23 protein-coding genes are annotated in these 25323 nt (G+C 66.6%); 11 read left to right on the forward strand and 12 right to left on the reverse strand.

Going from position 1 to position 25323, the window contains the following annotated elements:
* The first annotated feature begins 82 nt into the window (after positions 1-82).
* The 6 genes from BW949_RS12310 to phoB all read left to right on the forward strand — a co-directional run bounded on the left by BW949_RS12310 (position 83) and on the right by phoB (position 6301).
* The gene (locus BW949_RS12310) at positions 83-1111 is read left to right on the forward strand and encodes a substrate-binding domain-containing protein (RefSeq protein WP_076366515.1); all 1029 of its coding nucleotides are present in this window, start codon (positions 83-85) and stop codon (positions 1109-1111) included.
* A gap of 140 nt (positions 1112-1251) precedes the next feature.
* Complete coding sequence (gene pstC, locus BW949_RS12315) at positions 1252-2712, forward strand: phosphate ABC transporter permease subunit PstC (RefSeq protein ID WP_076366517.1); 1461 nt, start codon at positions 1252-1254, stop codon at positions 2710-2712.
* Positions 2709-4055 (forward strand): phosphate ABC transporter permease PstA, encoded by a 1347-nt coding sequence (gene pstA, locus BW949_RS12320; protein WP_076366519.1) that lies wholly within the window; start codon positions 2709-2711, stop codon positions 4053-4055. Before pstC ends, pstA begins: the two co-directional genes overlap by 4 nt.
* 13 nt (positions 4056-4068) lie before the next feature.
* The gene (gene pstB / locus BW949_RS12325; RefSeq protein WP_076366521.1) at positions 4069-4866 is read left to right on the forward strand and encodes a phosphate ABC transporter ATP-binding protein PstB; all 798 of its coding nucleotides are present in this window, start codon (positions 4069-4071) and stop codon (positions 4864-4866) included.
* Positions 4867-4883: 17 nt separating this feature from the next.
* Positions 4884-5603, forward strand: a complete 720-nt coding sequence (phoU, locus tag BW949_RS12330; RefSeq protein ID WP_076366523.1) for a phosphate signaling complex protein PhoU — start codon at positions 4884-4886, stop codon at positions 5601-5603.
* A gap of 5 nt (positions 5604-5608) precedes the next feature.
* Positions 5609-6301, forward strand: coding sequence for a phosphate regulon transcriptional regulator PhoB (gene phoB, locus BW949_RS12335; RefSeq protein WP_076366525.1), 693 nt, complete (start codon positions 5609-5611; stop codon positions 6299-6301).
* A gap of 35 nt (positions 6302-6336) precedes the next feature.
* Here the strand turns inward: phoB and BW949_RS12340 are convergent, their stop codons facing one another.
* Together BW949_RS12340 and BW949_RS12345 are read right to left on the reverse strand one after the other, a co-directional pair.
* The gene (locus BW949_RS12340) at positions 6337-7218 is read right to left on the reverse strand and encodes a ribokinase (RefSeq protein ID WP_076366527.1); all 882 of its coding nucleotides are present in this window, start codon (positions 7216-7218) and stop codon (positions 6337-6339) included.
* A gap of 13 nt (positions 7219-7231) precedes the next feature.
* Positions 7232-9499, reverse strand: a complete 2268-nt coding sequence (locus tag BW949_RS12345; protein ID WP_076366529.1) for an NADP-dependent malic enzyme — start codon at positions 9497-9499, stop codon at positions 7232-7234.
* Positions 9500-9649: 150 nt separating this feature from the next.
* Here BW949_RS12345 and mutS point away from each other — a divergent pair, with 150 nt between their 5' ends.
* Positions 9650-12271, forward strand: coding sequence for a DNA mismatch repair protein MutS (gene mutS / locus BW949_RS12350; protein WP_076366531.1), 2622 nt, complete (start codon positions 9650-9652; stop codon positions 12269-12271).
* On the opposite strand, the gene BW949_RS12355 is transcribed toward mutS, so the two are convergent.
* The 3 genes from BW949_RS12355 to hrcA all read right to left on the reverse strand — a co-directional run bounded on the left by BW949_RS12355 (position 12240) and on the right by hrcA (position 14668).
* A complete protein-coding gene (locus BW949_RS12355; protein ID WP_076366533.1) occupies positions 12240-12950 on the reverse strand; it encodes a hypothetical protein in 711 nt (236 codons plus the stop codon). The two genes, mutS and BW949_RS12355, sit on opposite strands and share 32 nt — an antisense overlap.
* Before the next feature lie 96 nt (positions 12951-13046).
* Positions 13047-13598, reverse strand: coding sequence for a nucleotide exchange factor GrpE (locus BW949_RS12360; protein WP_076366535.1), 552 nt, complete (start codon positions 13596-13598; stop codon positions 13047-13049).
* Between the two features lie 2 nt (positions 13599-13600).
* On the reverse strand, positions 13601-14668 hold the full coding sequence (gene hrcA / locus BW949_RS12365) for a heat-inducible transcriptional repressor HrcA (protein WP_076366537.1): 1068 nt from the start codon (positions 14666-14668) through the stop codon (positions 13601-13603).
* Positions 14669-14783: 115 nt separating this feature from the next.
* Between hrcA and rph the strand changes: the two genes are divergently transcribed.
* From rph to hemW, 4 genes are read left to right on the forward strand one after another with little or no spacing between them, the layout of a single operon-like run.
* A complete protein-coding gene (gene rph, locus BW949_RS12370) occupies positions 14784-15494 on the forward strand; it encodes a ribonuclease PH (RefSeq protein ID WP_076366539.1) in 711 nt (236 codons plus the stop codon).
* Positions 15494-16102, forward strand: a complete 609-nt coding sequence (gene rdgB, locus BW949_RS12375; RefSeq protein ID WP_179747548.1) for an RdgB/HAM1 family non-canonical purine NTP pyrophosphatase — start codon at positions 15494-15496, stop codon at positions 16100-16102. The genes rph and rdgB overlap by 1 nt, the downstream gene beginning before the upstream one ends.
* 1 nt (position 16103) lies before the next feature.
* Positions 16104-16487: a RidA family protein gene (locus tag BW949_RS12380; RefSeq protein WP_076366542.1), complete on the forward strand. Its 384-nt coding sequence runs from the start codon at positions 16104-16106 to the stop codon at positions 16485-16487.
* Positions 16488-16489: 2 nt separating this feature from the next.
* Positions 16490-17650 (forward strand): radical SAM family heme chaperone HemW, encoded by a 1161-nt coding sequence (gene hemW, locus BW949_RS12385; RefSeq protein WP_076366544.1) that lies wholly within the window; start codon positions 16490-16492, stop codon positions 17648-17650.
* Here the strand turns inward: hemW and BW949_RS12390 are convergent.
* The 7 genes from BW949_RS12390 to hemJ all read right to left on the reverse strand — a co-directional run bounded on the left by BW949_RS12390 (position 17647) and on the right by hemJ (position 25037).
* Positions 17647-18549, reverse strand: a complete 903-nt coding sequence (locus tag BW949_RS12390) for a ParB/RepB/Spo0J family partition protein (protein WP_076366546.1) — start codon at positions 18547-18549, stop codon at positions 17647-17649. The two genes, hemW and BW949_RS12390, sit on opposite strands and share 4 nt — an antisense overlap.
* The gene (locus BW949_RS12395) at positions 18546-19349 is read right to left on the reverse strand and encodes a ParA family protein (RefSeq protein WP_179747547.1); all 804 of its coding nucleotides are present in this window, start codon (positions 19347-19349) and stop codon (positions 18546-18548) included. Before BW949_RS12395 ends, BW949_RS12390 begins: the two co-directional genes overlap by 4 nt.
* A 21-nt stretch (positions 19350-19370) precedes the next feature.
* On the reverse strand, positions 19371-20003 hold the full coding sequence (gene rsmG / locus BW949_RS12400) for a 16S rRNA (guanine(527)-N(7))-methyltransferase RsmG (protein WP_076366550.1): 633 nt from the start codon (positions 20001-20003) through the stop codon (positions 19371-19373).
* Positions 20000-21874, reverse strand: a complete 1875-nt coding sequence (gene mnmG, locus BW949_RS12405; RefSeq protein WP_076366552.1) for a tRNA uridine-5-carboxymethylaminomethyl(34) synthesis enzyme MnmG — start codon at positions 21872-21874, stop codon at positions 20000-20002. The genes rsmG and mnmG overlap by 4 nt, the downstream gene beginning before the upstream one ends.
* Positions 21875-21877: 3 nt before the next feature.
* Positions 21878-23164 carry a tRNA uridine-5-carboxymethylaminomethyl(34) synthesis GTPase MnmE gene (mnmE, locus tag BW949_RS12410; RefSeq protein WP_076366554.1) on the reverse strand — a complete coding sequence of 429 codons (1287 nt, stop codon included), beginning with the start codon at positions 23162-23164 and terminating at the stop codon, positions 21878-21880.
* Positions 23165-23177: 13 nt separating this feature from the next.
* The gene (rho, locus tag BW949_RS12415; protein WP_076366556.1) at positions 23178-24446 is read right to left on the reverse strand and encodes a transcription termination factor Rho; all 1269 of its coding nucleotides are present in this window, start codon (positions 24444-24446) and stop codon (positions 23178-23180) included.
* A 141-nt stretch (positions 24447-24587) separates the two neighbouring features.
* Positions 24588-25037 (reverse strand): protoporphyrinogen oxidase HemJ, encoded by a 450-nt coding sequence (hemJ, locus tag BW949_RS12420; RefSeq protein WP_076366558.1) that lies wholly within the window; start codon positions 25035-25037, stop codon positions 24588-24590.
* Positions 25038-25323: the final 286 nt, after the last annotated feature.

A 25323-nucleotide genomic window follows, 5' to 3' on the forward strand; every position in this document is an offset into this window, starting at 1 on the left:
TTTTGCATAAGCGTCATCCAAGGCGCCTACCACGGGGCGCGTGCCGACATTTCGGCAAGGCTGACACCTTCGGGAGCAATCCATGAAAACCGTGAAATACACTGTCTCGGCGCTGGCTCTGGCCGCCGTCTCCGCCACTGCCGCCGCCGCGCGCGACCAGGTTCAGGTCGCCGGTTCGTCGACCGTCCTGCCCTATGCCACCATCGTGGCCGAAGCCTTCGGCGAAAACACCGACTTCCCGACCCCGGTCGTGGAATCGGGCGGCTCGTCGGCTGGCCTCAAGAAATTCTGCGAAGGCGTGGGCGAGAACACCATCGACATCGCCAATGCCTCGCGCAAGATCAAGGACAAGGAAGTTGCCGCCTGCGCCGAAGCCGGCGTGAGCGACATCATCGAAGTCCGCATCGGCTATGACGGGATCGTCTTCGCCTCGGACATCAACGGCCCGGAATTCGCCTTCACCCCGGCCGACTGGTACAAGGCCCTGGCCGCCGAAGTCGTCGTCGACGGCGAGCTGGTTGCCAACCCCTACACCAAGTGGAACGAAGTCAACCCGGCGTTCCCCGATCAGGACATCCTGGCCTTCGTGCCCGGCACCAAGCACGGCACCCGCGAAGTGTTCGAGGAAAAGGTGATCCTGGCCGGCTGTGAAGAAACCGGCGCCCTGGAAGCCCTGGTCGGCATGAAAGGCGACGAGAAAGCCGCCGAAGGCACCTGCATGGCGCTGCGCACCGACGGCCGCGCCGTGGACATCGACGGCGACTACACCGAGACCCTGGCCCGCGTGGACAGCAACAAGGCCGGCTTCGGCGTCTTCGGTCTGGCGTTCTACGAGAACAACACCGACAAGCTGCGCGTCGCCACCATGTCGGGTGTCGTGCCCTCGACCGAGTCGATCGCCTCGGGTGAATACCCGGTGTCGCGTCCGCTCTACTTCTACATCAAGAAAGCCCATATCGGCGTGATCCCCGGTCTGAAGGAATACGCCGAATTCTTCGTCTCCGACGACATGGCCGGCCCCGATGGCCCGCTGGCCGCCTATGGCCTGGTTTCCGACCCGGAACTGGCTGCCACCCAGGCGATGGTCGCCGCCGAAGAGACCATGAAGTAATCGGCTTCGGGGTGGGCGCCGGATCGGGTGCCCACCCCACCTTCTTCTTCCCCCCCCCTCCCCTCTCTCCTTTCTGTCGTGTCCTTTCCGGTGCTCGTTCGTTTGTCCCTTTTTCAATCGCCGATGACGACGAGGAACGCATGTCTGTCCCCCTCCTCCTATTGATCGTGCTGGCGCTTGGCCTGGCGGGTTTCTTCGCCGGGCGCATGCGCGCGCTCTCCGTCGCAGGCGGCGATCTTCGCAATCTGCATTCCCTTCCCGGCTTCTATGGCTGGTCCGTGGCCATCCTGGCGTCGGCGCCGGCCATTCTGGTCATGGTGATCTGGATCGCCGTGCAGCCCATCGTGATCGACCGTTCGGTCAGCGCGATGATCCCCGAGACCGCCATTTCCGACGGATCGACCCGCGATCTGGTCATGGCCGATGTCCGCCGCATCGCCGAAGGGCTGGATCAGGCGGTCGCCGCCGGGGCCCTGACCCCTGACGGCGCCTCGAACATCCGCGCCGGCCTGTCCGACGTGCGCGGCCGGCTGGCCGAGGTGGGCGTCGCGCTGGGGGCAAACGTCAGTTCCGAGTCGCTGCGGGCCGCGCAATCCTATCGGTCCGGGCTGGCCGCGGGTCGGCTGGGCATGACCGCGGTCGTCCTGGCGCTGGCGCTGGGCGGTCTGGGCTATGGCCTGGCGCGGATCACGCCGCGCTTCCGCGCCCGCAACACCGTCGAATTGGCAGTGCGGATGGGCCTGATCCTGTGTTCGATGATCGCCATCGCCACCACGGTGGGCATCGTGCTGTCGATGGTCTTCGAGACGGTCAACTTCTTCGGCCAGTATCCCTGGCAGGACTTCTTCTTCGGGATCGAATGGTCGCCCAACTTCCGCGGCAATTCCTCGCTGGGGGTGCTGCCGCTGCTGTGGGGCACGATGTATGTATCGGCCATCGCGCTGTCGGTGGCGGTGCCGGTGGGTCTGTTCTCGGCCATCTACCTGTCCGAATATGCGGGACCGAAGTTCCGCGCCGTGGTCAAGCCCGCGATCGAGGTTCTGGCCGGCATCCCGACCATCGTCTACGGTCTCTTCGCGCTGATCACCGTGGGCCCGCTTCTGCGCGACTACATCGCCCAGCCGCTGGGCCTGGGCGATTCCGGGTCGTCGGTGATGACCGCGGGCCTGGTGATGGGGGTCATGATCATCCCCTTCGTGTCGTCGCTGTCCGATGACATCATCAACGCCGTGCCGCAAAGCCTGCGCGACGGCTCGCTGGCGCTGGGGGCCACCAATTCGGAAACCATCCGTCAGGTGATCCTGCCGGCCGCGCTGCCGGGGATCGTGGGGGCGGTGCTGCTGGCCGCCAGCCGCGCCATCGGCGAGACGATGATCGTGGTGCTGGGGGCCGGGGCCGCCGCGCGGATGAGCCTCAACCCCTTCGAGGCGATGACCACCATGACGGTGAAGATCGTGAGCCAGCTGACCGGCGACACCGATTTCGCCGCGCCCGAGACCCTGGTCGCCTTTGCGCTGGGCCTCACGCTTTTCGTCATCACGCTGGCGCTGAACATCGTGGCGCTGTGGATCGTGCGGACCTACCGGGAGCAATACGAATGACCGACGCAAGTGCACAATTCGAGGGGCGCGGGCGTCCCTCGCTGCGGGTGCAGGATGCCCGGACCCGCCGCCGCAATGCCGCCGAGAAACGGTTTCGCGCCTATGGTCTGGTGGCCATCGGCGTGGGCATCCTGGCGCTGTTCGTCCTGCTGGCCTCGATCTTCGGCAACGGCAGTTCGGCCTTCTTCCAGACCAAGATCCAGCTTCAGGTTCCGCTGGAGGAAAAGGCGCTGGACAAGTCCGGCACCCGCGACCCCGAGGCGATGAAGAAGGTCACCACCGTCGGCTATGGCCGGGTTCTGAAGGCGGCGCTGGCCGACCTGATCGCCCGCGAGGGGATCGAGATCGACGGCCTGTCCAAGCGCGACATCGACAGCTTCCTGTCCAAGGAAGCCCCCGCCCAGCTGCGCAACCATGTGCTGGCCAACCCCGACCTGATCGGCACGACCATCGCCTTCGAGGTCATGACCAACGGCCGGATCGACGGCTATTTCAAGGGCCGCGTCAGCCTGGATTCGGCCGAGCTTGACTCGAATGTCTCGCCGGCGCAGCTGCATCTGGCCGATGCGCTGAAGGACCGCGGGCTTCTGGGCACCGGCTTCAACCTGGACTTCCTGACCGCGCCGGATGCCTCCGACCAGCGCCCCGAGGCCGCGGGCCTGGGCGTGGCGATCATCGGCTCGGCCTACATGATGATCGTGGTGCTGTGCCTGGCGCTGCCGATCGGCGTGGCGGCTTCGATCTATCTCGAGGAATTCGCCCGCAAGAACTGGCTGACCGACCTCATCGAGGTGAACATCGCCAACCTGGCCGCCGTGCCCTCGATCGTCTTCGGGATCCTGGGTCTGGCCATCTTCATCAACTTCGCCGGGCTGCCGCAATCGGCGCCGATCGTCGGCGGGCTGGTGCTGACGCTGATGACCCTGCCCACTATCATCATCTCGACGCGCGCGGCGCTCAGGGCGGTGCCGCCCTCGATCAAGGATGCGGCGCTGGGCATCGGGGCGTCGAAGACGCAGGCGGTGTTCCACCACGTCCTGCCGCTGGCCGCACCGGGCATCCTGACCGGGACGATCATCGGCCTGGCACAGGCGCTGGGCGAAACCGCACCGCTGCTGCTGATCGGGATGGTGGCCTTTGTCCGCGAATATCCCGGCGCCCCGGTCGAGGGCTTCTTCGATCCCGCCTCGGCCTTGCCGGTGCAGGTCTACAACTGGACGCAACGCGCCGACCCGGCCTTTGTCGAACGGGCCTCGGGGGCGATCATCGTGCTTCTGGCGTTCCTCGTGGTGATGAACACCATCGCCATCGTGCTGCGTCGGCGCTACGAGCGGCGCTGGTAAGGGAGGCCGGACCATGAACGACATGCGACTGATGGAGCGCAGCGCAATGACCAATGACGTGAAGATTTCGGCCAGCCAGGTGCAGGTCTTCTATGGCGAGAGCCACGCGATCAAGGATGTGAACGTGGATATCCTCGACAAGACCGTGACGGCGTTCATCGGGCCGTCGGGCTGCGGGAAATCGACCTTCCTGCGCTGTCTCAACCGGATGAACGACACGATCGACATCTGCCGCGTGGAAGGCCGGATCACGCTGGACGGCGAAGACATCTATGACCGCGAGGTGGACCCCGTGCAGCTGCGCGCCCGCGTCGGCATGGTGTTCCAGAAACCCAACCCCTTCCCCAAGTCGATCTACGACAACGTGGCCTATGGGCCCAAGATCCACGGCCAGGTGCGCAGCCGCGACGAGCTGGACGAGGTGGTCGAGAAATCCCTGCGCCGCGCCGCGCTGTGGGACGAGGTCAAGGACCGTCTGTCCGCCCCCGGCACCGGCCTTTCGGGCGGCCAGCAACAGCGCCTGTGCATCGCGCGCGCGGTGGCCACCAGCCCCGAGGTGCTGCTGATGGACGAACCGTGCTCGGCGCTCGACCCGATCGCCACGGCGCAGGTCGAGGAACTGATCGACGAGCTGCGCGAACAATTCTCGGTGGTGATCGTCACCCACTCGATGCAGCAGGCCGCGCGGGTGTCGCAGCGCACCGCCTTCTTCCACCTGGGCAACCTGGTCGAATACGGCGAAACCGGCCAGATCTTCACCAATCCGGGCGATCCGCGCACTGAAAGCTACATTACCGGTCGTATCGGTTAAGGGGGGAGAACCAGACCATGGCCAACGAACATCACATCGCGTCGGCATTCGACCGCGATCTCGAAGCCTGCCAGGCGCTTGTCGTCAAGATGGGCGGCATGGTCGAGGCCGCGATCCTCGATGCCGCGCTGGCGCTCGAGATGCGCGACGAGGAACTGGCCGAAGCCGTGCGCAAGCGCGACAAGGCCATTGACGCGCTGGAAGCCCAGATCAACGAGGAAGCCGCCCGCCTGATCGCGCTGCGCGCGCCCACCGCGTCGGACCTGCGGCTGGCGCTGACGGTGATGAAGATCGCCACCAGCCTTGAACGCGTGGGCGATTACGCCAAGAACATCGCCAAGCGCACCCATGTTCTGGCCCACATGACGCCGATCAACGGCTCGGCCGGGGCGATCCGGCGCATGGCCAAGGCCGCCGAGGAAATGCTGCGCGACGCGCTCGACAGCTATATCCAGCGCGACGAGAAGCTGGCCGCCGACGTGCGCGCCCGCGATGTCGAGGTGGATCAGATGTATAACGCGCTGTTCCGCGAATTCCTGACCTACATGCTGGAAGACCCGCGCTCGATCACGGCCTGCATGCATCTGCATTTCATCGCCAAGAACGTCGAGCGCATGGGCGATCACGCGACCTCGATCGCCGAGCAGGTGATCTTCCTGGTCACGGGCGATCTGCCCGAGGAGCCGCGGCCCAAGACCAGCAGCGTCACCGATTTCGATATCGAGAACGAGAGGTAACGGGCATGGCGGCACAGCAAGCCCCCTGTGTCCTGGTTGTCGAGGATGAAGGTGCCCAACGCGAGGTCCTGCGCTACAATCTCGAGGCCGAGGGTTTCCGTGTGGCGATGGCCGAAAACGGCGACGAAGCGCTCTTGCTCGTCGCCGAGGAAAAGCCGGATCTGATCGTGCTGGACTGGATGCTGCCCAATGTCTCGGGGATCGAGATCTGCCGGCGCGTGAAGGCCAATCCCGACACCCGCAATATCCCGATCATCATGCTTTCGGCGCGGTCCGAGGAAAACGACCGCGTGCGCGGTCTTGAGACCGGGGCGGATGATTACGTCGTGAAGCCCTATTCGGTGGTGGAGCTGATGGCGCGGCTGCGCACGCAATTGCGCCGCACGCGCCCCGCCGCGATGGGCGAGCGGCTGGTGTTCGAGGATATCATCCTCGATTCCGCCGAACACCGCGTCTACCGCGACGGCCAGCAATTGCACCTGGGCCCGACCGAATTCCGCCTGCTGTCGACGATGATGGAAAAACCCGGCCGGGTCTGGACGCGCGAGCAGCTTCTGGACCGCGTCTGGGGGCGCGACATCTATGTCGACACGCGCACCATCGACGTGCATGTGGGCCGGCTGCGCAAGGCGCTGATGGCCAAGGGCGGCTCGGACCCGGTGCGCACGGTGCGCGGCACCGGCTATTCGCTGGGCTGATCTTTTCCCGCGCCTTGCTTCTGCGATCCGCGCGATCAGGCGCGGGTCGCCAGAAAGGCATCCACCTCGGCACCGGCGGGAATGGCCTCGGCCGCGCCCGCCCGGCAGACCGCAATGGCCGAAGCGGCCGCGGCGCGCCGGGCCGCCTGCGCGCGGGTCAGCCCCTGCGCCAGCCCCGCCACCAGATAGCCTGCGAACGTGTCGCCCGCGCCGGTGGTGTCGACCGCGCGCACCGGGAAAGCCGGCACGCGGATCACCTCGGCCTGCGCAAAGAGATGCCAGTCGGCCCCTTCGGCCCCGCGCGTCACGATCACCTCGGGCACGCCCAGATCGGCCAGCCCGCAGCCCAGTGCCGCCTGCATCTGCTCGGCCTCAAGCGCGTTCAGCACCAGAAGCGTCAGATGCGGCAGCAGATCGCGCAGCGCGGCGGCGTCGAAGGGGGCTGCGGTGTGGATCACATGCATCCCGCGCGCCCGCGCCAGCGCCGCCGCCTCGATCCCGGCCGAGGTCTCGTTCTGGGTCAGAAGCGCATCCCCCGGCTGGGCCGCGGCCAGCGCCTCGGCCACCCAATCGGCGCCCAGCGCGCGGTTGGCGCCGGGATGGATCAGGATCGAATTCTCGGCCCCGTCATCGACCATGATCACCGCATGGCCCGTCACCGTCGAGAGCCGCGCGACATAGCCGCAATCGACCCCGAAGCCCTCGAGACGGGCAACCGCCCAGTCGCCGTCAGGCCCCACCGCGCCGATATGGCAGACACGGGCGCCCGCGCGCGCCACCGCCACCGATTGGTTGGCGCCCTTGCCGCCCAGCCCGGTCGACAGGCTGCGGGCGGCGACGGTCTCTCCCGGCGCGGGCAGGCGCCCGACGCGATAGACGTGATCGAGATTGATCGAGCCGAGATTGAAGACCTGCATCGCCCCGCGCGCGTCAGCCCCCCTGACCCAGCCGGCAGGCGGCGATGGCGGCCATGTTGACGATGTCATTGGCCGTGGACAGCGTGGAACAGATCTGGATCGGTTTCTCGACCCCGGTCAGGATCGGACCGATCACCGTGGCCCCGGCCAGCTCCTGCATCATCTTGACCGAGATCGACGCCGAATGCCGCGCCGGCACCACCAGAACGTTGGCAGGCCCGGTCAGGCGGCAGAAGGGATAATTGGCCATCTGATCGGGGTTCAACGCCACATCCGCGGCCATCTCGCCGTCATATTCGAAGGTTGCGCCGCGCGCATCCAGCACCGAAGGCGCCATATGCATCTTCATCGCGCGTTCCGAAACCGGATAGCCGAAGGTCGAGAACGACAGGAAGGCCACCCGCGGCTCGAGGCCCAGCCCGCGTGCCACCATCGCGCCGCGCTCGGCAATGTCGGCCAGGTCGTTCTCGTCGGGCCATTCATGCACCAGGGTATCGCCCAGCAGCACGATCCGCCCCTTGTGCAGGATCGCCGTGATCCCGACCGCCCCATCCGAGGGCCGCGCGTCAAAGACGTGGTTGATCAGGTCAAGCACATGCGCCGACTTGCGCGTGGCGCCGGTGACCAGCCCGTCGGCATGGCCATGCGCCAGCATCAGCGCGGCAAAGACATGGCGGTCGCGGCTGGCCAGCTTGTGGGCGTCGTTGCGGTCGAAGCCCTTGCGCTGAAGCCGGCGATACAGGAAATCCTTGTAGGCATCGAGGTTCCTGGTATTGGCGGCGTTCACCACCTTGATCTCGCGCACGGCATCGCCCAGCCCCGCCGCCTCGAGCTTGTCCTTCACGTCGGTTTCGCGGCCCACGACCATCGACCGGCCCATCCCCGAGCGCTGCCAGGCCACCGCGGCGCGCAGCACGCGCGGATCGTCGCCCTCGGCAAAGATCATCCGCGCCTGCGCCGATTTCGCGCGCGCATGGATGCCTTGCAGGATCGAGGCGGTGGGGTCCATCCGCGCCTTCAGGCTCAGCTCATAGGCGGCCATGTCGATGATCGGACGCCGCGCGACCCCGGTCGCCATGCCCGCCCGCGCCACCGCCGGCGGCACGACATGGATCAGGCGCGGGTCGAAGGGCGTGGGGATGATGTAGTCGCGCCCGAAGGTCAGCTTGCGGCCATAGGCCATGGCGACCTCGTCGGGGACATCCTCGCGCGCAAGCTCGGCCAGCGCCCGCGCGCAGGCCAGCTTCATGTCGTCGTTGATGGCGCGCGCATGAATGTCGAGCGCGCCGCGGAACAGATAGGGGAAGCCCAGGACGTTGTTGACCTGGTTGGGGTAGTCCGAACGCCCCGTGGCCACGATCGCATCGGGGCGCACGGCATGGGCTTCCTCGGGGGTGATCTCGGGATCGGGGTTGGCCATGGCGAAGATGACCGGATTGTCGGCCATCGAGGCCACCATGTCCTGCGTCACCGCACCCTTGGCCGACACACCCAGGAAGACATCGGCCCCCACCATCGCCTCTTCCAGCGTGCGCAGCGTGGTATGCGCCGCATGGGCCGATTTCCACTGGTTCATGCCTTCGGTGCGGCCCTGGTAGATCACGCCCTTGGTGTCGCACATGATGCAATTGTCATGCTGGGCGCCCATCGCCTTGATGAGCTCGAGACAGGCGATGCCCGCCGCCCCGGCGCCGTTCAGCACGATCCGGCAATCCTCGATCTTCTTGCCCGAGAGTTCCAGCGCGTTGATGAGACCCGCCGCGCAGATCACCGCGGTGCCGTGCTGGTCGTCATGGAACACGGGGATGTCCATGATCTCCTTGAGGCGCTGCTCGATGATGAAGCATTCGGGCGCCTTGATGTCCTCGAGGTTGATGCCGCCGAAGGTCGGCCCCATCAGCTTGACCGCCTGGATGATTTCCTCGGGGTCTTCGGTGTCCAGCTCGATGTCGATGGCGTTGACATCGGCGAAGCGCTTGAACAGGACGGCCTTGCCTTCCATCACCGGCTTCGAGGCCAGCGCGCCCAGATTGCCCAGGCCCAGAATGGCGGTGCCATTCGTCACCACGGCGACCATGTTGCCCTTGACGGTATAGTCATAGGCGGTCTCGGGGCGCTCGGCGATGGCTTCCACCGGAACGGCAACACCGGGGCTGTAGGCAAGGCTCAGTTCCCGCTGCGTCGCCATGGGCTTGGTCGCGGAAATCTCGAATTTGCCGGGGCGCGGATCAAGGTGATAGGCCAGCGCCTCTTCGGGGGTGATGCGGTTCTTGGTGGACATGACGGGGGCGGCTCCTCCTGCAAGCCCTGCCCTCTTAGCGCCAAGGTCCAACGGCCTCAATGGATTTGGCGCTTTTCGGGGCGCGGCAGCTTCGCTAGGTTCCGCGCCAAACCGGGGGGGACAGACGTGAGCGCATCCACCATCACGCCGATGATGGCGCAATATCTGGAGATCAGGGCCGCCAATCCGGGCGCGCTGCTGTTCTATCGGATGGGGGATTTCTACGAGATGTTCTTCGAGGACGCGGTGGCGGCCTCGGCGGCGCTCGACATTGCGCTGACCAAGCGCGGCACCCACGAGGGCGAGCCGATCCCGATGTGCGGCGTGCCCGTCCATGCCGCGGAAGGCTATCTGCTGACGCTGATCCGCAAGGGGTTCCGCGTGGCCATCGCCGAGCAGATGGAAGACCCGGCCGAGGCCCGCAAGCGCGGCGCGAAATCCGTGGTCCGGCGCGAGGTGGTGCGCCTGGTCACCCCCGGCACCCTGACCGAGGAAAGCCTTCTGGAGGCCCGGCGCGCCAATTACCTGGCGGCCTGGGCGGGGCTGCGCGATCAGGGCGCGCTGGCCTGGGTGGATATCTCGACCGGGGAATTCCGGGTGATGGAATGCCCGCTGATGCGGCTGGGGCCGGAACTGGCCCGGCTGACCCCGCGCGAGGTGCTGGTGTCCGAGACGAACGAGGCCGAAATCGCCGAATTCGTGACGGTTTCGGGGGCGGCACTGACGCCCCTGGCGCGCGCCAGCTTCGACAGCCAGGGCGCGGAAAAGCGGCTGTGCGCGCTGTGGCAGGTGGGCACGCTCGATGCCTTTGGCAGTTTCGCGCGGGCCGAATTGTCGGCGATGGGGGCGCTGGCCGATTACATCGACCTGACCCAGCGCGGGCGGCTGCCGCTGCTGCGCCCGCCGGTGCGTGAATCGCTGGGCGGGGTCGTGCAGATCGACGCGGCCACGCGGCGCAACCTGGAACTGACGCAGGCGCTTTCGGGCGGGCGCGAGGGCTCGCTTCTGGCGACGATCGACCGCACCCGCACCGCCGCCGGCGCGCGCCTGCTGGAACGCCGGATCGCGGCCCCCGCGCGCGATCTGCGCGAGATCCGCGACCGCCAGACGGCGGTGCAATACCTGCTCGACGACAGCCTGTTTCGCGCCGATCTGCGCGAGGCCCTGGGCCGTGTGCCCGACATGGACCGCGCGCTGTCGCGGCTGGCGCTGGAGCGGGGCGGGCCGCGCGACATGACCGCGATCCGCGCGGGCCTTGCGCAGGCCGAGACCATCGCCGCGATGCTGCAAGACGCCCCCGACCGGCTGGCCCGCGCGGCCCAGGCGCTGGTCGGCCACGAGACCCTTCTGGCCCGGCTCGAGGCGGCGCTGATCGACAGCCCCCCGCTTCTGGCGCGCGACGGCGGCTTCATCGCCCAGGGCTTCGATGCCGAACTGGACGAAACCCGCCGTCTGCGCGACGAGGGGCGCGGCGTCATCGCCGCCATGCAGGCCCGCTATGCCAGCGAAACCGGGATCTCGGCGCTGAAGATCAAGCACAATAACGTGCTGGGCTATTTCATCGAGACCACGGCCACCCATGCCGAACGGATGCTGGCGCCACCGCTGAGCGAGACCTTCATCCACCGCCAGACCACCGCGAACCAGATCCGCTTCACCACGGTCGAGCTGAGCGCGCTGGAAACGCGCATCCTGAACGCGGGCGCGCAGGCGCTCGAGATCGAGAAGCGTCTCTTCGACGAGATGCGCCGCGCCATTCTGGACGAGGCCGGGCGCATCGGGGCCGCCGCCGCCGCGCTGGCCGAGATCGACGTGGCCGCGGGCTTTGCGGAGCTGGCGGCGGGCGGCGAATGGTGCGCGCCCATCGTGGACGACAGCCGCGCCTTCGAGATCGAGGCCGGGCGGCATCCGGTCGTGGAGGCCGCGTTGAGCCGCGCGGGCGCGCCCTTCGTGGCCAATGATTGCAAGCTGAGCCAGGGGCAATCGCCCGCGATCTGGTTGCTGACCGGGCCGAACATGGCCGGTAAATCGACCTTCCTGCGGCAGAACGCGCTGATCGCGCTGCTGGCGCAGGCGGGGGCGCATGTGCCGGCGCGGCGGGCGCGGCTGGGGCTGGTCAGCCAGATCTTCAGCCGGGTCGGCGCCTCGGACGATCTGGCGCGGGGGCGGTCGACCTTCATGGTCGAGATGGTCGAGACCGCCGCCATCCTGAACCAGGCCGATGACCGGGCGCTGGTGATCCTGGACGAGATCGGGCGCGGCACGGCCACCTGGGACGGGCTGTCCATCGCCTGGGCGGTGCTCGAGCATCTGCACGCCACGAACCGGTGCCGGGCGCTGTTTGCCACCCATTACCACGAGATGACGGGGCTGGCGGCCAAGCTGGACGGGGTGGAAAACGCCACCGTCAGCGTGAAGGAATGGAACGGCGAGGTGATCTTCCTGCACGAGGTCCGGCGAGGTGCCGCGGATCGGTCCTATGGCGTGCAGGTGGCGCGTCTGGCCGGTCTTCCGGCCAGCGTGGTCGAGCGCGCGCGGGTGCTTCTGGAAACGCTGGAGGCGGGCGCGCGCGATGGCGGCCCGCGGCCGGCAGCCCTTCTGGACGACCTGCCGCTGTTTCAGGCCCAGGTTCCGGCACCCGCGGCGCCGCAGCCTGTCTCGAACCCGCTGGCCGAGCATCTGGCTGATCTGCACCCCGACGACATGACCCCGCGCGAGGCGCTCGAGGCGCTCTATGCCCTCAAACGGCTTGCCGCAGATGGGTCGTGCTGACGGTCTCGGCCTTGGCCGGCTGAACCGCGGCGACATCGGCGCCCTTGGTGAAACCGGTCCCGATTTCCGGGATCGTGGCCATGGTCGCGCCCTCGTCCGGGACCGACGGGAAATCGACCTCGGGCAGGTCGGGCAGCGTGCCGGCCTCGACCTCGGTCTCGTCCGAGGTGGCGGAGGTCGACGTCGCGGCGCCGGTGCCGTCGGCGGCGTCCTTGTCGCGGCTGGCGCGGGTGGATTTGGCGTCGTCCTCGCGGTTGGCCATGGCGGCCATCTTCGAGGCCTCGGGCGCCTTGGTCATGTCCTTCTGGGACTGGGCCAGCGCCGGCGCGCTGGTCGCCGAGCGGAAGGCCGCAGCCGCGGCAATGGCCGCCGCGGCGCTGGCGCCGGGGATGACTTCCTTGACCTCGACCCCGGCCTTGGAGGCCGCTTCGGCCGAGGCAGGCCCCATGGCCGACAGGACCGCCGACAGCGCCGAGGCGGCGGCTGCGGGATTGGCCGCGGCCACGGTGGCCAGGGCCTGCTTTTCCTTGACGTTATTCACGACCGACGAGGTCGCAGCATGGGCGGTGGCCAGATCGGAGACCACGCCCGCAAGATCTTCGTGGACACGGTTGCTCTGTTGGATCTGGGACATCATGCTGGCCCAGGACGTGCCGACGAGCGAGCTGGAGAGTGACATCGGGATACCTTGGAAACAGAACTCTATCTGTCAAAGATACCCCGAAAATGCCTCGCGGTCTTTTTGTGATTTGTTAATGGGTTAAGAGACCGTGAATCACGATTTCGGCGTCGAGGACACCCCCACCTGCGCCGGACGCAGCAGCCGGTCATGGATCACGAAACCCTCGGCCATCACCTGGATGATGTCGCCGGCCGTGGTGCCGGGCACGGGGGCTTCGAACATCGCCTGATGCAGCTGCGGGTCAAAGCTGTCCCCGACCGCCGGGCTGACCGGCTTAATCCCATGTTTTGCAAAGGTATTCACCAGTTCGCGCAGGGTCAGTTCGACGCCTTCGATCAGCGCCGCGGCGGCCGCGCGCTGCTCGTCGGTGGCCGCTTCCAGCGCCCGCTTGAGCGCGTCATGCACGGGCAGAAGATCGCGCGCCAGCTTGGTGCCGCCGAATTGCTCGGCCTCGCGGCGCTCGCGCTCGAAGCGCTTGCGGTTGTTCTCGGAATCCGCCAGCGCGCGCATGAAACGGTCGCGCAGCTCGTCGCGTTCGGCACGAAGCGATTCGATCTCGTCCGCCGCGGCCTCGGCGGCACCCGCAGTGTCCTCGTCGATCGCGGCCTGATTCTCGGCCAGTTCGTCCTTCTTCATCTCGCTCATCGTCATCCTCCGGGCTGGCCCGACAGAAGCCGGCCCACCAACTGTGCCGTATAATCGACGATCGGAACGATCCGGCCATAGTTCAGCCGTGTCGGGCCGATCACGCCCACCGCTCCGATCACCTTCCGATCCGCGTTCATATAGGGAGAGACCACCAGAGAGGAACCCGAAAGTGAAAAAAGCTTGTTCTCCGAGCCGATGAAAATGCGCACGCCCTCGCCCTGTTCGGTCAGTTCGATGAAGTCGGCCAGATCGCGCGTGCGCTCGAGATCGTCGAACAGGATGCGGATGCGCTCGAGATCCTCGGCAACGGCGCCCTCGATCAGATTGGAGCGCCCGCGCACGATCAGCCGTTCGCGGTGGACGGGCCCGTCATCCCATTGCGCCAGCCCCTGTTCGATCAGATCCGCGGCCAGAAGGTCCAGTTCCGCGCGCCGGCGGTCGATCTCGGCGCCGATGGCGCTGCGCAGATCACCCAGGCTGCGGCCCTCGGCGATGGCGTTGAGGAAATTCGCCGCCTCGCGCATCGACGAAGGCGTCTGTCCGGGCGGCGGCGTGAACAGACGGTTCTCGACCTGGCCATCGGCAAAGACCAGAACCACCAAAGCCCGGTCCGGCGCAAGGCCCACGAATTCGACGTGCCGGATCGGCGCCTCGTGCTTGGGCGACAGGACCAGCGACGCCCCCCGCGTGATCGCCGAAAGCACCCCCCCCACCCGGTCGAGCAGCGCACCCACGTCCTGATCGTTGCGCGCCAGCCCGGCCTCGATGCGGGTCCGGTCGGTCTCGTCGACCTCGCCGACCTCGAGAATGCCATCGACGAACATCCGCAGACCCAGATGCGTGGGGATGCGCCCGGCCGAGACATGCGGGCTGTCCAGAAGCCCCATGAATTCCAGATCCTGCATCACGTTGCGCACGGTCGCGGCCGAGATCTTCTCGGAAAGCTGCCGTGTCAGCGTGCGCGAGCCCACGGGCTCGCCGGTTTCCAGATACCCCTCGACCACGCGGCGAAACACCTCGCGCGAGCGGTCGTTCAGATCCTGAAGCGCGGTGCCGTTATCAGCCATCTTCCACCCTCGATGCCTGTCCCCCGGTTAGTGGCGGCCGGGGGATGCGTCAATCGGGGTTGCATGGGGGCACGGGCGGCCTTTAATGGACCCGACCCGAGCGAAAGGAAGAACCATGCGCCCCTCTGGCAGAAAATTGGATGAAATGCGCAAGATTTCAATCGAGCCGAATGTCTCCAAACACGCCGAGGGCTCCTGCCTGATCCGAATGGGCGACACACGCGTGCTGTGCACGGCCACCATCGAGGACCGCCCGCCGCCCTTCCTGAAGGGCACGGGCCTGGGCTGGGTGACGGCCGAATACGGCATGCTGCCGCGCGCCACCAACACCCGCAACCGCCGCGAGGCCGCCGCCGGCAAGCAATCCGGCCGCACGCAGGAAATCCAGCGTCTGATCGGCCGGGCCCTGCGCGCCGGCATCGACCGCGTGGCCCTGGGCGAGCGCCAGATCGTGGTGGATTGCGACGTGCTCCAGGCCGATGGCGGCACCCGCTGCGCCTCGATCACCGGCGGCTGGGTGGCGCTGCGCCTGGCGGTGAACAAGCTGATGAAGGCCGGGATCTGCGCCTCGGACCCGATCGTGGACAACGTGGCCGCGATTTCCTGCGGGATCTATGCCGGTCAGCCGGTGCTGGATCTGGATTACGCCGAGGACAGCGAGGCCGGCGTGGACGGCAATTTCGTGATGACCGGCCGTGGACGCCTGATCGAGGTGCAGATGTCGGCCGAGGGCGCCACCTTCGACCGCACCCAGATGTCGGAACTGCTGGATCTGGCGCAAAAGGGCGTCGCCTCGCTGGTCACGGCGCAGAACGTGGCGCTGTGATGCGGAAGTTTTCCGGGAAAAAGCTGCTGGTGGCCACGCATAACGCCGGCAAGCTTGAGGAGATCGCGGCGCTTCTGGCGCCCTTCGGCATCGAGGTCGTGGGCGCCAAGGCGATGAACCTGCCCGAACCCGCCGAGACCGAGACCACCTTTGTCGGCAATGCCCGCATCAAGGCCCATGCCGCGGCGCGGGCCACGGGCCTGCCGGCGCTGGCCGATGACAGCGGGATCGAGGTCGACGGCCTTGACGGCGCGCCGGGCGTCTATACCGCCGATTGGGCCGAAACCCCCGAGGGCCGCGATTTCGTCAAGGCGATGACGCGCACCTGGGACGCGCTTCAGGCGCGCAACGCCCCTTTCCCGCGCACCGCGCGCTTTCGCGCCACGCTGGTCCTGGCCTGGCCCGACGGCCATGACGAGGTCTTCGAGGGCCGCGTCGAAGGCCAGGTGGTCTGGCCCATGCGCGGTCGTCAGGGCCACGGCTATGACCCGATGTTCGTGCCCGAGGGCCACGAGATCACCTTTGCCGAGATGGACCCGGCGAAGAAGAACGAAATCAGCCACCGCGCCGATGCCTTTTCCCGGCTCGTCGCCTGTTTCGAGGATTGACATGAGCGAAACCCGCCGCATTTCCACCGGATCGGCCTTCGAGACGACCATGGGATATTCCCGCGCCATCGTGAAGGGCGACTGGTGCTTTGTCTCCGGCGTCACCGGCTATGATTACGCCACGATGACCATGCCCGAGAGCATCGCCGATCAGGCGCGCAACTGCTTTGCCACCATCCGCGGCGTGCTGGATCAGGCGGGCTTTGCCATGGAGGACATCGTGCGCGTACAATACACGGTGACCGACGCGGCCGAGGTGGACGCGCTGATCCCGGCGCTGGGCGAGTCGCTCTCCGAGATCCGCCCCGCCGCGACGATGGTCATCGCCGGGCTGATCAAGCCCGAGATGAAGGTCGAGATCGAAGTCACCGCGTTCCGGGGCTGAGATTGGACGACTGGCGCCACGGCGGGTTCGGGGTCTATGTCCACTGGCCCTTCTGTGCCGCCAAATGCCCCTATTGCGATTTCAACAGCCATGTCGCCGCCACGGTCGATCAGGACCGCTGGCGGCGCGCCCTTCTGGCCGAGATCGACCGGCTGGCCGCCGAAACGCCCGGCCGCGTGGTCGAGACCGTGTTCTTCGGCGGCGGCACGCCCTCGCTGATGGACCCGTCCGTCACCGCGGCCGTGATCGCGCGCATCGGCGCCCGCTGGCAGATGGCGCCGGATGTCGAGATCACGCTTGAGGCCAACCCCGGCTCGGTCGAGGCCGGACGTTTCCGCGACTATATCGGCGCCGGCGTGAACCGGCTGTCGCTGGGGGTGCAGGCGCTCGACGATGCCGATCTGAAGCGTCTGGGCCGCATCCATGACGTGGCCGAGGCCCGGCGCGCCATCGCCATTGCGCAATCGGTCTGTGATCGGGTCAGCCTTGATCTGATCTATGCCCGCCAGAACCAGACGCCCGAGGCCTGGGCCGCGGAATTGCATGCGGCGCTTCGCCTTTCGCAGGGGCATCTGTCGCTTTACCAGCTGACCATCGAGGACGGCACGACCTTCGCCAAACGCGCCCGTGCGGGCCAGCTTCCCGGCCTTCCGGACGAAGACCGCGGCACCGACATGTATCTGATAACGAACGAGATTTGCGACGAAGCGGGCCTTCCGGCCTATGAGATCAGCAACCATGCGGCGCCCGGTCAGGAATGCCGGCACAACATGATCTACTGGCGCTATGGCGATTATGCCGGGATCGGCCCCGGCGCGCATGGGCGCATGACCCTGGGGGGCCAGCGCCATGCCACCGCCGGGCACCGCGCGCCCGCGCTCTGGCTTCAGGCGGTGGAAGAGCAGGGCTCGGGCGAGGTTTCACGTGAAACTCTGCGCCGCGCCGAGGAGGCCGAGGAATACCTTCTGATGGCGCTCCGCACGCGCGAGGGGGTGGACGCCGACCGTTACGCCGCGCTGGCCGGTCACCCCCTGCCCCGCGCCCGCATCGACGATCTGTCCGAATTCGGGCTTCTGGAAATGCACGACGGCCGCCTGCGGGCGACGCGCGACGGCCGTCTTCTGCTGAACCGGCTGATCGTGGAGCTATCCGAGACGCCCTAGCAGATACCGCTGAGCCGCTGGCACAGCGCGTCCAGTTCCTCGAGATCACGATAGGAAATGGTCACCGAGCCCCCCCCGGCGCCGACATGGTCGATCGACACCGGCATCTTCAGCGTCGCCGTCAGGTCGGCTTCAAGCGCCAGCGTATCGGCATCCTTGTCGCGGCGCGGGGCCTGGCGCTTTTCCGACGGGCCACGGCCGGTGCCCTTGATCTCGGTTGCCATGCGCTCGGCCTCGCGCACCGACATCCCCGACGACAGGATGCGCCGGGCCAGCGCATCGGGGTCGGGCGCATTGATCAGCGCGCGCGCATGGCCCGCGCTCAGATCGCCGCGGCGCACCATGTCCTGAACCGAGTCCGGCAAGGTGAGCAAACGCAGGAGGTTGGCGATATGGCTGCGGCTCTTGGACAGCGCCTCGGCGATCTTTTCCTGCGTATGGCCGAACTTGTCCATCAGCTGTCGATAGGCCATCGCCTCTTCGATGGCGCTCAGATCGGCGCGCTGGATGTTCTCGATGATGGCGACTTCCAGCGTCTCGGTGTCGTCCAGCTCACGCACGATGGCGGGCACGACGTCGATCCGCGCCAGCTGCGCCGCCCGCCAGCGGCGTTCCCCGGCCACGATCTCATAGCCCTGCGGGTCGCGCGGATTGGGGCGCAGGATCAGCGGCTGGATGATGCCCTTTTCACGCAAGGACTGCGCCAGTTCCTCCAGCGCCTCGGGCGCAAAGACCCGCCGCGGCTGCGTCGGGTTGGCCTCGATCTTCTCGATCGGGATCTGGGCGATGTCCCCCTTGCGCGGGGCGCTTTCAGCGGGCGCGGCGCTCGACAGGTTCACATCTGCCATCAGGGCCGACAGGCCCCGGCCCAATCCACGCCGTTCATTGCGGCTGCTCATCCGGCTTTCTCCATTGGTCTTGCGCCACCCCAGCGGCGATCGAGCTCGTCGGCCAGCGCGCGATAGGCCACGCTCCCGCGCGAGGAACTGTCGTATTGCAGCGCGGGCTTACCGTGCGAGGGCGCCTCGGACAGCCGCACGTTGCGCGGAATGATCGTGCTGAAGACCAGTTCGCCCAGGGTTTCGCGTGCATCCTGCTCGACCTGAAGCGCCAGGTTGTTGCGCGCGTCGAACATGGTCAGCACCACGCCTTCGATCCGCAGCGCGGGATTGGCGGCCTCGCGCACCTGGCGGATGGTCAGCATCAGCTGCGACAGCCCCTCAAGCGCGAAAAACTCGGACTGCAAGGGCACCAGAACCGAATCCGCGGCCACCAGCGCATTCACCGTCAACAGGTTCAGCGACGGCGGGCAGTCGATCAGGATCAGATCCAGATCCAGCACCTCGACCCCCGGCTGGCGCAAGGCATCGCTGAGCAGGAAGCTGCGCTTTTCGTTCGACACCAGTTCGATATCGGCCGAGGCCAGATCGGGCGTCGCCGGACACACGAACAGCTCCTCGACCTCGGTGCGCACGATGGCTTCGGCCAGGGTCGCGTCCTCGGTCAGCACGTCAAAGCTGGTGATGCTGCGGGTCGAGACCTCGCAGCCCAGCCCGGTCGAGGCATTGCCCTGCGGGTCGAGATCCACCACCAGAACACGCCGCCCGCGTTCGACCATGGCGGCGGCAAGATTGATTGCGGTTGTCGTCTTGCCGACGCCGCCTTTCTGGTTCGCCACGGCGATGATTCTGGGCTTCACGGTCGGACCCCCATGATTGATCTACTGAGCCAGGGAAAGATCGCGGATTTCGAGAAGTACCGCGGCTTTATCCGTGATACTCGGATGCGCCGCAAAAGTGAATGTCGCATGCGCCTGGGCGGCGGCAAGTTCATCGCGCCAGGCCTTGCCTTTCGGGAAGATCGCCACACCGCCTGGGGCGAGATGCCGCTGTGCATAAGTGGCCAGCCGGTCAAGCGGCGCCAAGGCGCGCGCGGTCAGCACATCCGCCCCCAGCGGCGCCAGCGATTCGATTCGCGCGGTCTCGACCCGTGCCGACAGCCCCAGATCGCGGATCACCGTCTCGAGAAAGGCCGCTTTGCGCCGGTCGGATTCGACCAGCGTCACCGTGAGGTCCGGCGCCCTCTCGCGCGCCATGATCGCCAGCGGAATGGCCGGAAAGCCCGCGCCCGAGCCCAGATCCGCCAGGTGTCGCGCCGGGCCGGGCAGAAGTTCGAAGACCTGGGCACTGTCAAGAAAATGGCGCCCCCACAGCGCATCCAGCGTTCCCGGCGCCACCAGATTGATCGCGCGGGACCATTTGGTCAGAAGCGCTGCATAGGCGTCAAAAGCCGCGAGTGTTTCACGTGAAACGGCCGTGCGCGCGGCGAAGGCATCCCGATCAACGATGCTCATGCCGCACCGCGGTCCCGTGCCAGGCGCCGCAGCCGCGCAAGGATGAGGGTCAGCGCCGCCGGCGTCATCCCCTCGATCCGGCCCGCTTCGGCAAGATTCTGTGGGCGGACATAGGCCAGTTTCGCGCCCAGCTCGCCCGACAGACCGCTGATCGCGGCATAGTCGAAATCATCGGGAATGCGCATGTCCTCGTCCCGGCGCAGCATCTCGACAGCGGCATCCTGACGGTGCGCGTATTTCTCATAGGTGGCGTCGCGCGACAATTGCGTCAGCGTCTCGGGATCGAGCCCCTCCATCACCCCGCCCTGCGCCAGAAGCGCGGCGGCGGTGTCGGGAACGATGGACAGATAATCCATCAGGCTGCGCCGTTCGCCGCTGGCAGCATAGGGCAGCCCCCAATCCTCGGCCTCGGCGCGCGTCACGATCCGTGCGGACAGTTGATCGCGCGCCGCAGAGAGCGCCGCCATCTTGGCGCCAAAGGCCGCCTTGCGCGTTTCGGACACCAGCCCAAGGGAAATCCCCGTTTCGGTCAGCCGCTGATCGGCATTGTCGGCGCGCAGGCTCAGCCGGTATTCCGCGCGCGAGGTGAACATGCGGTAGGGTTCGGTCGCACCATTGGCGCGCAGATCGTCGATCATCACGCCGATATAGCTGTCGCGGCGGCTGGGCAGCCACGGGTCTTCGCCCCGGACAAGACGCACGGCATTGACGCCGGCCACCAGCCCCTGCCCGCCCGCTTCCTCGTACCCGGTCGTGCCGTTGATCTGCCCGGCCAGGAACAGCCCCGGCAGCGCCGTCAGCTCAAGCGAGCCCTTCAACCCGCGCGGGTCGAAGTAATCATATTCGATCGCATAGCCCGGCTGGAGGATGCGCACCGACTCGAGCCCGCGGATCGACCGGACATAGGCGTCCTGCACATCCTCGGGTAGCGAGGTCGAGATCCCGTTGGGATAGACCGTGTGATCCTCAAGCCCCTCGGGTTCGAGAAAGATCTGATGCGAATCCTTGTCGGCGAAGCGCACCACCTTGTCCTCGACCGAGGGGCAATAGCGCGGCCCGGTCGACGAGATATAGCCGCCGTAAAGCGCCGAGCGGCTCAGGTTCTCGCGGATGATCTCATGCGTGCGGGCATTGGTATGGGTGATGCCGCAGGCGATCTGGCGCACGAAAGGCGCGCGGTTCAGGAAGGAAAACATCACCGGCTCGGCGTCACCTTCCTGCCGGTCGAGGATCGCCCAGTCGATGCTGCGTCCGTCAAGCCGCGGCGGCGTGCCGGTCTTGAGACGCCCGACCCCAAGGCCCAGATCACGCAGCCGATCCCCCAGACGGTCGGCCGAGGCATCGCCCATGCGCCCGCCGCGCAGCTGCCGGTCGCCGATATGCAAGGTGCCGCGCAGGAAGGTGCCTGCCGTCAGGATCACGGCCCCCGCCTCCAGCGTCGTGCCGTCAGCCAAAACGACGCCCGTGACGCGGCCGGTATCGACGCGCAGATCGGTTACCTCGGCCTCGATCACGCGCAGATTCGCCATGCCGGTCATCTCGGCCTGCATCTCGGCACGATAAAGCGCCCGGTCGATCTGTGCCCGCGGCCCCTGCACTGCCGGCCCCTTGCGGCGGTTCAGCAGCCGGAACTGGATACCCGCGCGGTCGGACACGCGGCCCATCACGCCATCCAGCGCGTCAATCTCGCGGATGATATGGCCCTTGCCCAGGCCCCCCATCGCCGGGTTGCACGACATCACGCCCAGATCACGCGTGCTCAGCGTGACCAGTGCCACCTGCGCCCCCATCCGCGCCGCGGCATGGGCAGCCTCGGTTCCGGCATGACCGCCGCCGATCACGATGACATCAAACCGTTTCACGTGAAACACGCCTCACTTGCCGATACAGAAGCTCGAGAAGATGGTGTCGAGCAGATCCTCGACCCCGATCTTCCCGATCAGGATTTCCAGCGCGCGCGCCGCACTGCGCAATTCTTCGGCCACAATTTCGCTTGCCGCGCCCCCCGGATCAAGCGCCGCGCGTGCACGATCCAGTGCGTCCGCCGCCGCCGCGATCCCCTGCCGCTGGCGCAGACGCACGGCCAGCCCGGCCCCCGAGGCCCGTTGCGACAGGATCTCGCCGATCTCGGACAGAAGCTCGGGCACCCCTGCCCCGGTCTTTCCCGACACACCCCCGGCCGCGGGCGTGTCGGATTTGGCGATGCGCACCAGATCGCCGGGCTGAACCTGCGCCAACTCCGTGGGATCTTCGCCGGGGGCGATCAGGAACACCCGCAGATCGGCGTCACGCGCCCGTTCCTGCGCACGCGCGATCCCGATGGCCTCGACCGCATCCGTCGCCTCGCGCAGACCGGCGGTATCAAGGAAGGTCACCGCCAGCCCGGCCAGATCCATCCGCACCTCGATCACGTCGCGCGTGGTTCCGGCAATATCCGAGGTGATCGCCGCATCGCGCCCGGCAAGCGCGTTCAGCAGCGTCGATTTCCCCACATTGGGCCGCCCGATGATGGCCACTTCAAAGCCTTCGCGGATACGCTCGGCCGCACCGAAGCCCGCGATCTGCGCCGACAGATCCGCCTGCACCCGCGCCAGAAGCGCGGTGACCTCTGGCGTCACGTCGACCGGCACATCCTCGTCGGCAAAGTCGATGGTCGCCTCGATCAGCGCCGCCGCCTGCACCAGATCGCGCCGCCAACTTTCGGCCAGCCGCCCCAGCGCGCCCGACAGGCTGCGCTGCGCCTGGCGCCGCTGGGCTTCGGTCTCGGCCTCGATCAGATCCGCCAGCCCCTCGACCTGCTCGAGATCAAGCCGCCCGTTCTCCAGCGCGCGGCGGGTGAATTCGCCGGGCTCGGCCAGCCGCAGCCCCGGCATCTGGCCAAGCGCGCGCATCACCGCATCGACCACGGCGATCGAGCCATGCACCTGAAGTTCCGCCGAAGGCTCGCCGGTGAAGCTGGCCCCTTCGGCAAAGACGATCACCAGCGCGTCGTCGAGAATATCGCCCTGCCAGATCAGCCGCCGCAGCGCCGCGCGCCGCGGTTCGGGCAAACGTCCGCCACAGAGCGCCGACACCGCATCCCAGGCCCCTGCCCCGGAGATGCGGAGAACCGAGACACCCGCCTTGCCGCGGGCCGAAGCCAGCGCAAAGATCGTGTCCATCGCGCCGGCCCTGTCAGGCGTTCATCGAATCGAAGAACTCGCCGTTCGTCTTCGTCTGCTTGAGCTTGGAAATCAGGAACTCGATCGCGTCGGTAGTGCCCATCGGGTTCAGGATGCGGCGCAAGAGATAGGTCTTCTGAAGGTCTTTCTGATCGACCAGCAGCTCTTCCTTCCGCGTGCCGGACTTGAGGATGTCCATCGCCGGGAAGACGCGCTTGTCGGCCACCTTGCGGTCGAGAACGATCTCGCTGTTACCGGTGCCCTTGAATTCCTCGAAGATCACCTCGTCCATGCGCGAACCGGTGTCGATCAGCGCCGTGGCGATGATGGTCAGCGACCCGCCTTCCTCGATGTTGCGCGCAGCACCGAAGAACCGCTTGGGCCGTTGCAGGGCGTTGGCATCCACACCACCGGTCAGAACCTTGCCCGAGGACGGCACGACCGTGTTGAAGGCACGACCAAGTCTTGTGATCGAGTCGAGAAGAATCACAACATCTCGTTTATGTTCGACCAGGCGCTTGGCCTTTTCGATCACCATTTCCGACACGGCGACGTGGCGCGTGGCCGGTTCGTCGAAGGTCGACGAGATCACCTCGCCCTTCACCGACCGCTGCATGTCCGTCACCTCTTCGGGGCGTTCGTCGATCAGCAGCACGATCAGATAGCACTCGGGGTGGTTCTTCTCGATCGAATGGGCGATGTTTTGCAAAAGCACCGTCTTGCCGGTCCGCGGCGGCGCCACGATCAGCGACCGCTGCCCCTTCCCGATCGGCGCCACCAGGTCGATGATCCGGGCCGAGCGATCCTTGATCGTCGGATCCTCGATCTCCATCTTCAGCCGTTCGTTGGGGTAAAGCGGCGTCAGGTTGTCGAAGGCGACCTTGTGACGGGCGCGCTCGGGCTCCTCGAAGTTGATCTTCTCGACCGTGGTCAGCGCGAAATAGCGTTCGTTCTCGCCTGGCGCGCGGATCACGCCCGAAACCGTGTCGCCGGTGCGCAGGCTGTATTGGCGGATCATGTCGGGGCTGACATAGATGTCATCGGGGCCCGGCAGATAATTGGCCTCGGTCGAGCGCAGGAAGCCAAAGCCGTCCTGAAGCACCTCGAGAACGCCATCCCCGCCGATCACCCAATCTTCCTCGGCATGCTCCTTGAGGATCGAGAACATCATCTCGCCCTTGCGCATGGTCGAGGCGTTCTCGATCTCCCATTCCTCGGCCAGCGAGAGAAGCTCGGCCGGGCTCTTGGCCTTCAGGTCAGAAAGGTTCAGGCGTTCGGTCATGGGTCCACCACGGGTTGCCGCCGCCCCCGGATCCCCGGAAAGCGCTGGTTCGTCAGGTATAAGGAAGGCGCGCCAACCGGACGGCCGGGCGCGCCTCACATAGCCTTGCAACCGTGAAGAGTCAACGAAACTTCGGCTTCGTCACCATTTCACCAGAACGGACAGGACGATGATCACCATCAGGATCGTGGGGATCTCGTTCATCATGCGATAGCGCCGGCCGCTCAGCGTGTTCTCGCCGCGCTCGAAATCCTTGCGCCGGGCCGCAAGCCAGAGATGGAAGATCGTCATGGCGATGATCGAGAAGCCCTTGGTCCAGGGCCAGATCGTGCTCCAGTCGATGACGCCGGGCGTGAACACCAGCAAAAGACCGAAGAACCACGTCGAGATGGCGGCGGGGTTCATGATCGCGCGCAGAAGCTTGCGTTCCATCACCTTGAAGGTGGCGTCGGTGTCGGTGCCGGGCTGCGTGGCCTCGACGTGATAGACATAGATCCGGGGCAGATAGAACAGCCCCGCCATCCAGGCCAGGACGGACATCACGTGGAACGCCTTGATCCAGAAATACCAGTTCAGAAGAAAGTCGCCCATGGGGTCCGCCCTCGAAGTTTGAACACCTCTTCCTAAAAAGAAGAAGATAGAAAGAAAAGATGATGATGTGGATGGGGGGGTGGATAAGCGGGAAAACTGACCTGTCCCGTTCACTATCCACAGGGTGCCTGCCTTGGGACAACATTGTGTATAAGCCCCCGAGTGTGTGGATAACTTTTTATAACGTATATATTTCAATGTCTTGGCGTGATATGGCCGCGGGGACAATCCTGACCTGTGTCATAGCTGCGACGCTTTCCCACAGTGATGGGAAGAAAGCCTCCCG

This window comes from Phaeovulum vinaykumarii (assembly GCF_900156695.1).
Taxonomy (GTDB): Bacteria; Pseudomonadota; Alphaproteobacteria; order Rhodobacterales; family Rhodobacteraceae; genus Bieblia_A; species Bieblia_A vinaykumarii.

Bases quoted from the DNA above. Each gene is read 5' to 3' on its own strand.
- BW949_RS12310 (WP_076366515.1), top strand. From the start codon at position 83: ATGAAAACCGTGAAATACACTGTCTCGGCGCTGGCTCTGGCCGCCGTC.
- pstC (WP_076366517.1), top strand. From the start codon at position 1,252: ATGTCTGTCCCCCTCCTCCTATTGATCGTGCTGGCGCTTGGCCTGGCG.
- pstA (WP_076366519.1), top strand. From the start codon at position 2,709: ATGACCGACGCAAGTGCACAATTCGAGGGGCGCGGGCGTCCCTCGCTG.
- pstB (WP_076366521.1), top strand. From the start codon at position 4,069: ATGAACGACATGCGACTGATGGAGCGCAGCGCAATGACCAATGACGTG.
- phoU (WP_076366523.1), top strand. From the start codon at position 4,884: ATGGCCAACGAACATCACATCGCGTCGGCATTCGACCGCGATCTCGAA.
- phoB (WP_076366525.1), top strand. From the start codon at position 5,609: ATGGCGGCACAGCAAGCCCCCTGTGTCCTGGTTGTCGAGGATGAAGGT.
- BW949_RS12340 (WP_076366527.1), bottom strand. From the start codon at position 7,218: ATGCAGGTCTTCAATCTCGGCTCGATCAATCTCGATCACGTCTATCGC.
- BW949_RS12345 (WP_076366529.1), bottom strand. From the start codon at position 9,499: ATGTCCACCAAGAACCGCATCACCCCCGAAGAGGCGCTGGCCTATCAC.
- mutS (WP_076366531.1), top strand. From the start codon at position 9,650: ATGATGGCGCAATATCTGGAGATCAGGGCCGCCAATCCGGGCGCGCTG.
- BW949_RS12355 (WP_076366533.1), bottom strand. From the start codon at position 12,950: ATGTCACTCTCCAGCTCGCTCGTCGGCACGTCCTGGGCCAGCATGATG.
- BW949_RS12360 (WP_076366535.1), bottom strand. From the start codon at position 13,598: ATGAGCGAGATGAAGAAGGACGAACTGGCCGAGAATCAGGCCGCGATC.
- hrcA (WP_076366537.1), bottom strand. From the start codon at position 14,668: ATGGCTGATAACGGCACCGCGCTTCAGGATCTGAACGACCGCTCGCGC.
- rph (WP_076366539.1), top strand. From the start codon at position 14,784: ATGCGCCCCTCTGGCAGAAAATTGGATGAAATGCGCAAGATTTCAATC.
- rdgB (WP_179747548.1), top strand. From the start codon at position 15,494: ATGCGGAAGTTTTCCGGGAAAAAGCTGCTGGTGGCCACGCATAACGCC.
- BW949_RS12380 (WP_076366542.1), top strand. From the start codon at position 16,104: ATGAGCGAAACCCGCCGCATTTCCACCGGATCGGCCTTCGAGACGACC.
- BW949_RS12390 (WP_076366546.1), bottom strand. From the start codon at position 18,549: ATGAGCAGCCGCAATGAACGGCGTGGATTGGGCCGGGGCCTGTCGGCC.
- rsmG (WP_076366550.1), bottom strand. From the start codon at position 20,003: ATGAGCATCGTTGATCGGGATGCCTTCGCCGCGCGCACGGCCGTTTCA.
- mnmE (WP_076366554.1), bottom strand. From the start codon at position 23,164: ATGGACACGATCTTTGCGCTGGCTTCGGCCCGCGGCAAGGCGGGTGTC.
- rho (WP_076366556.1), bottom strand. From the start codon at position 24,446: ATGACCGAACGCCTGAACCTTTCTGACCTGAAGGCCAAGAGCCCGGCC.
- hemJ (WP_076366558.1), bottom strand. From the start codon at position 25,037: ATGGGCGACTTTCTTCTGAACTGGTATTTCTGGATCAAGGCGTTCCAC.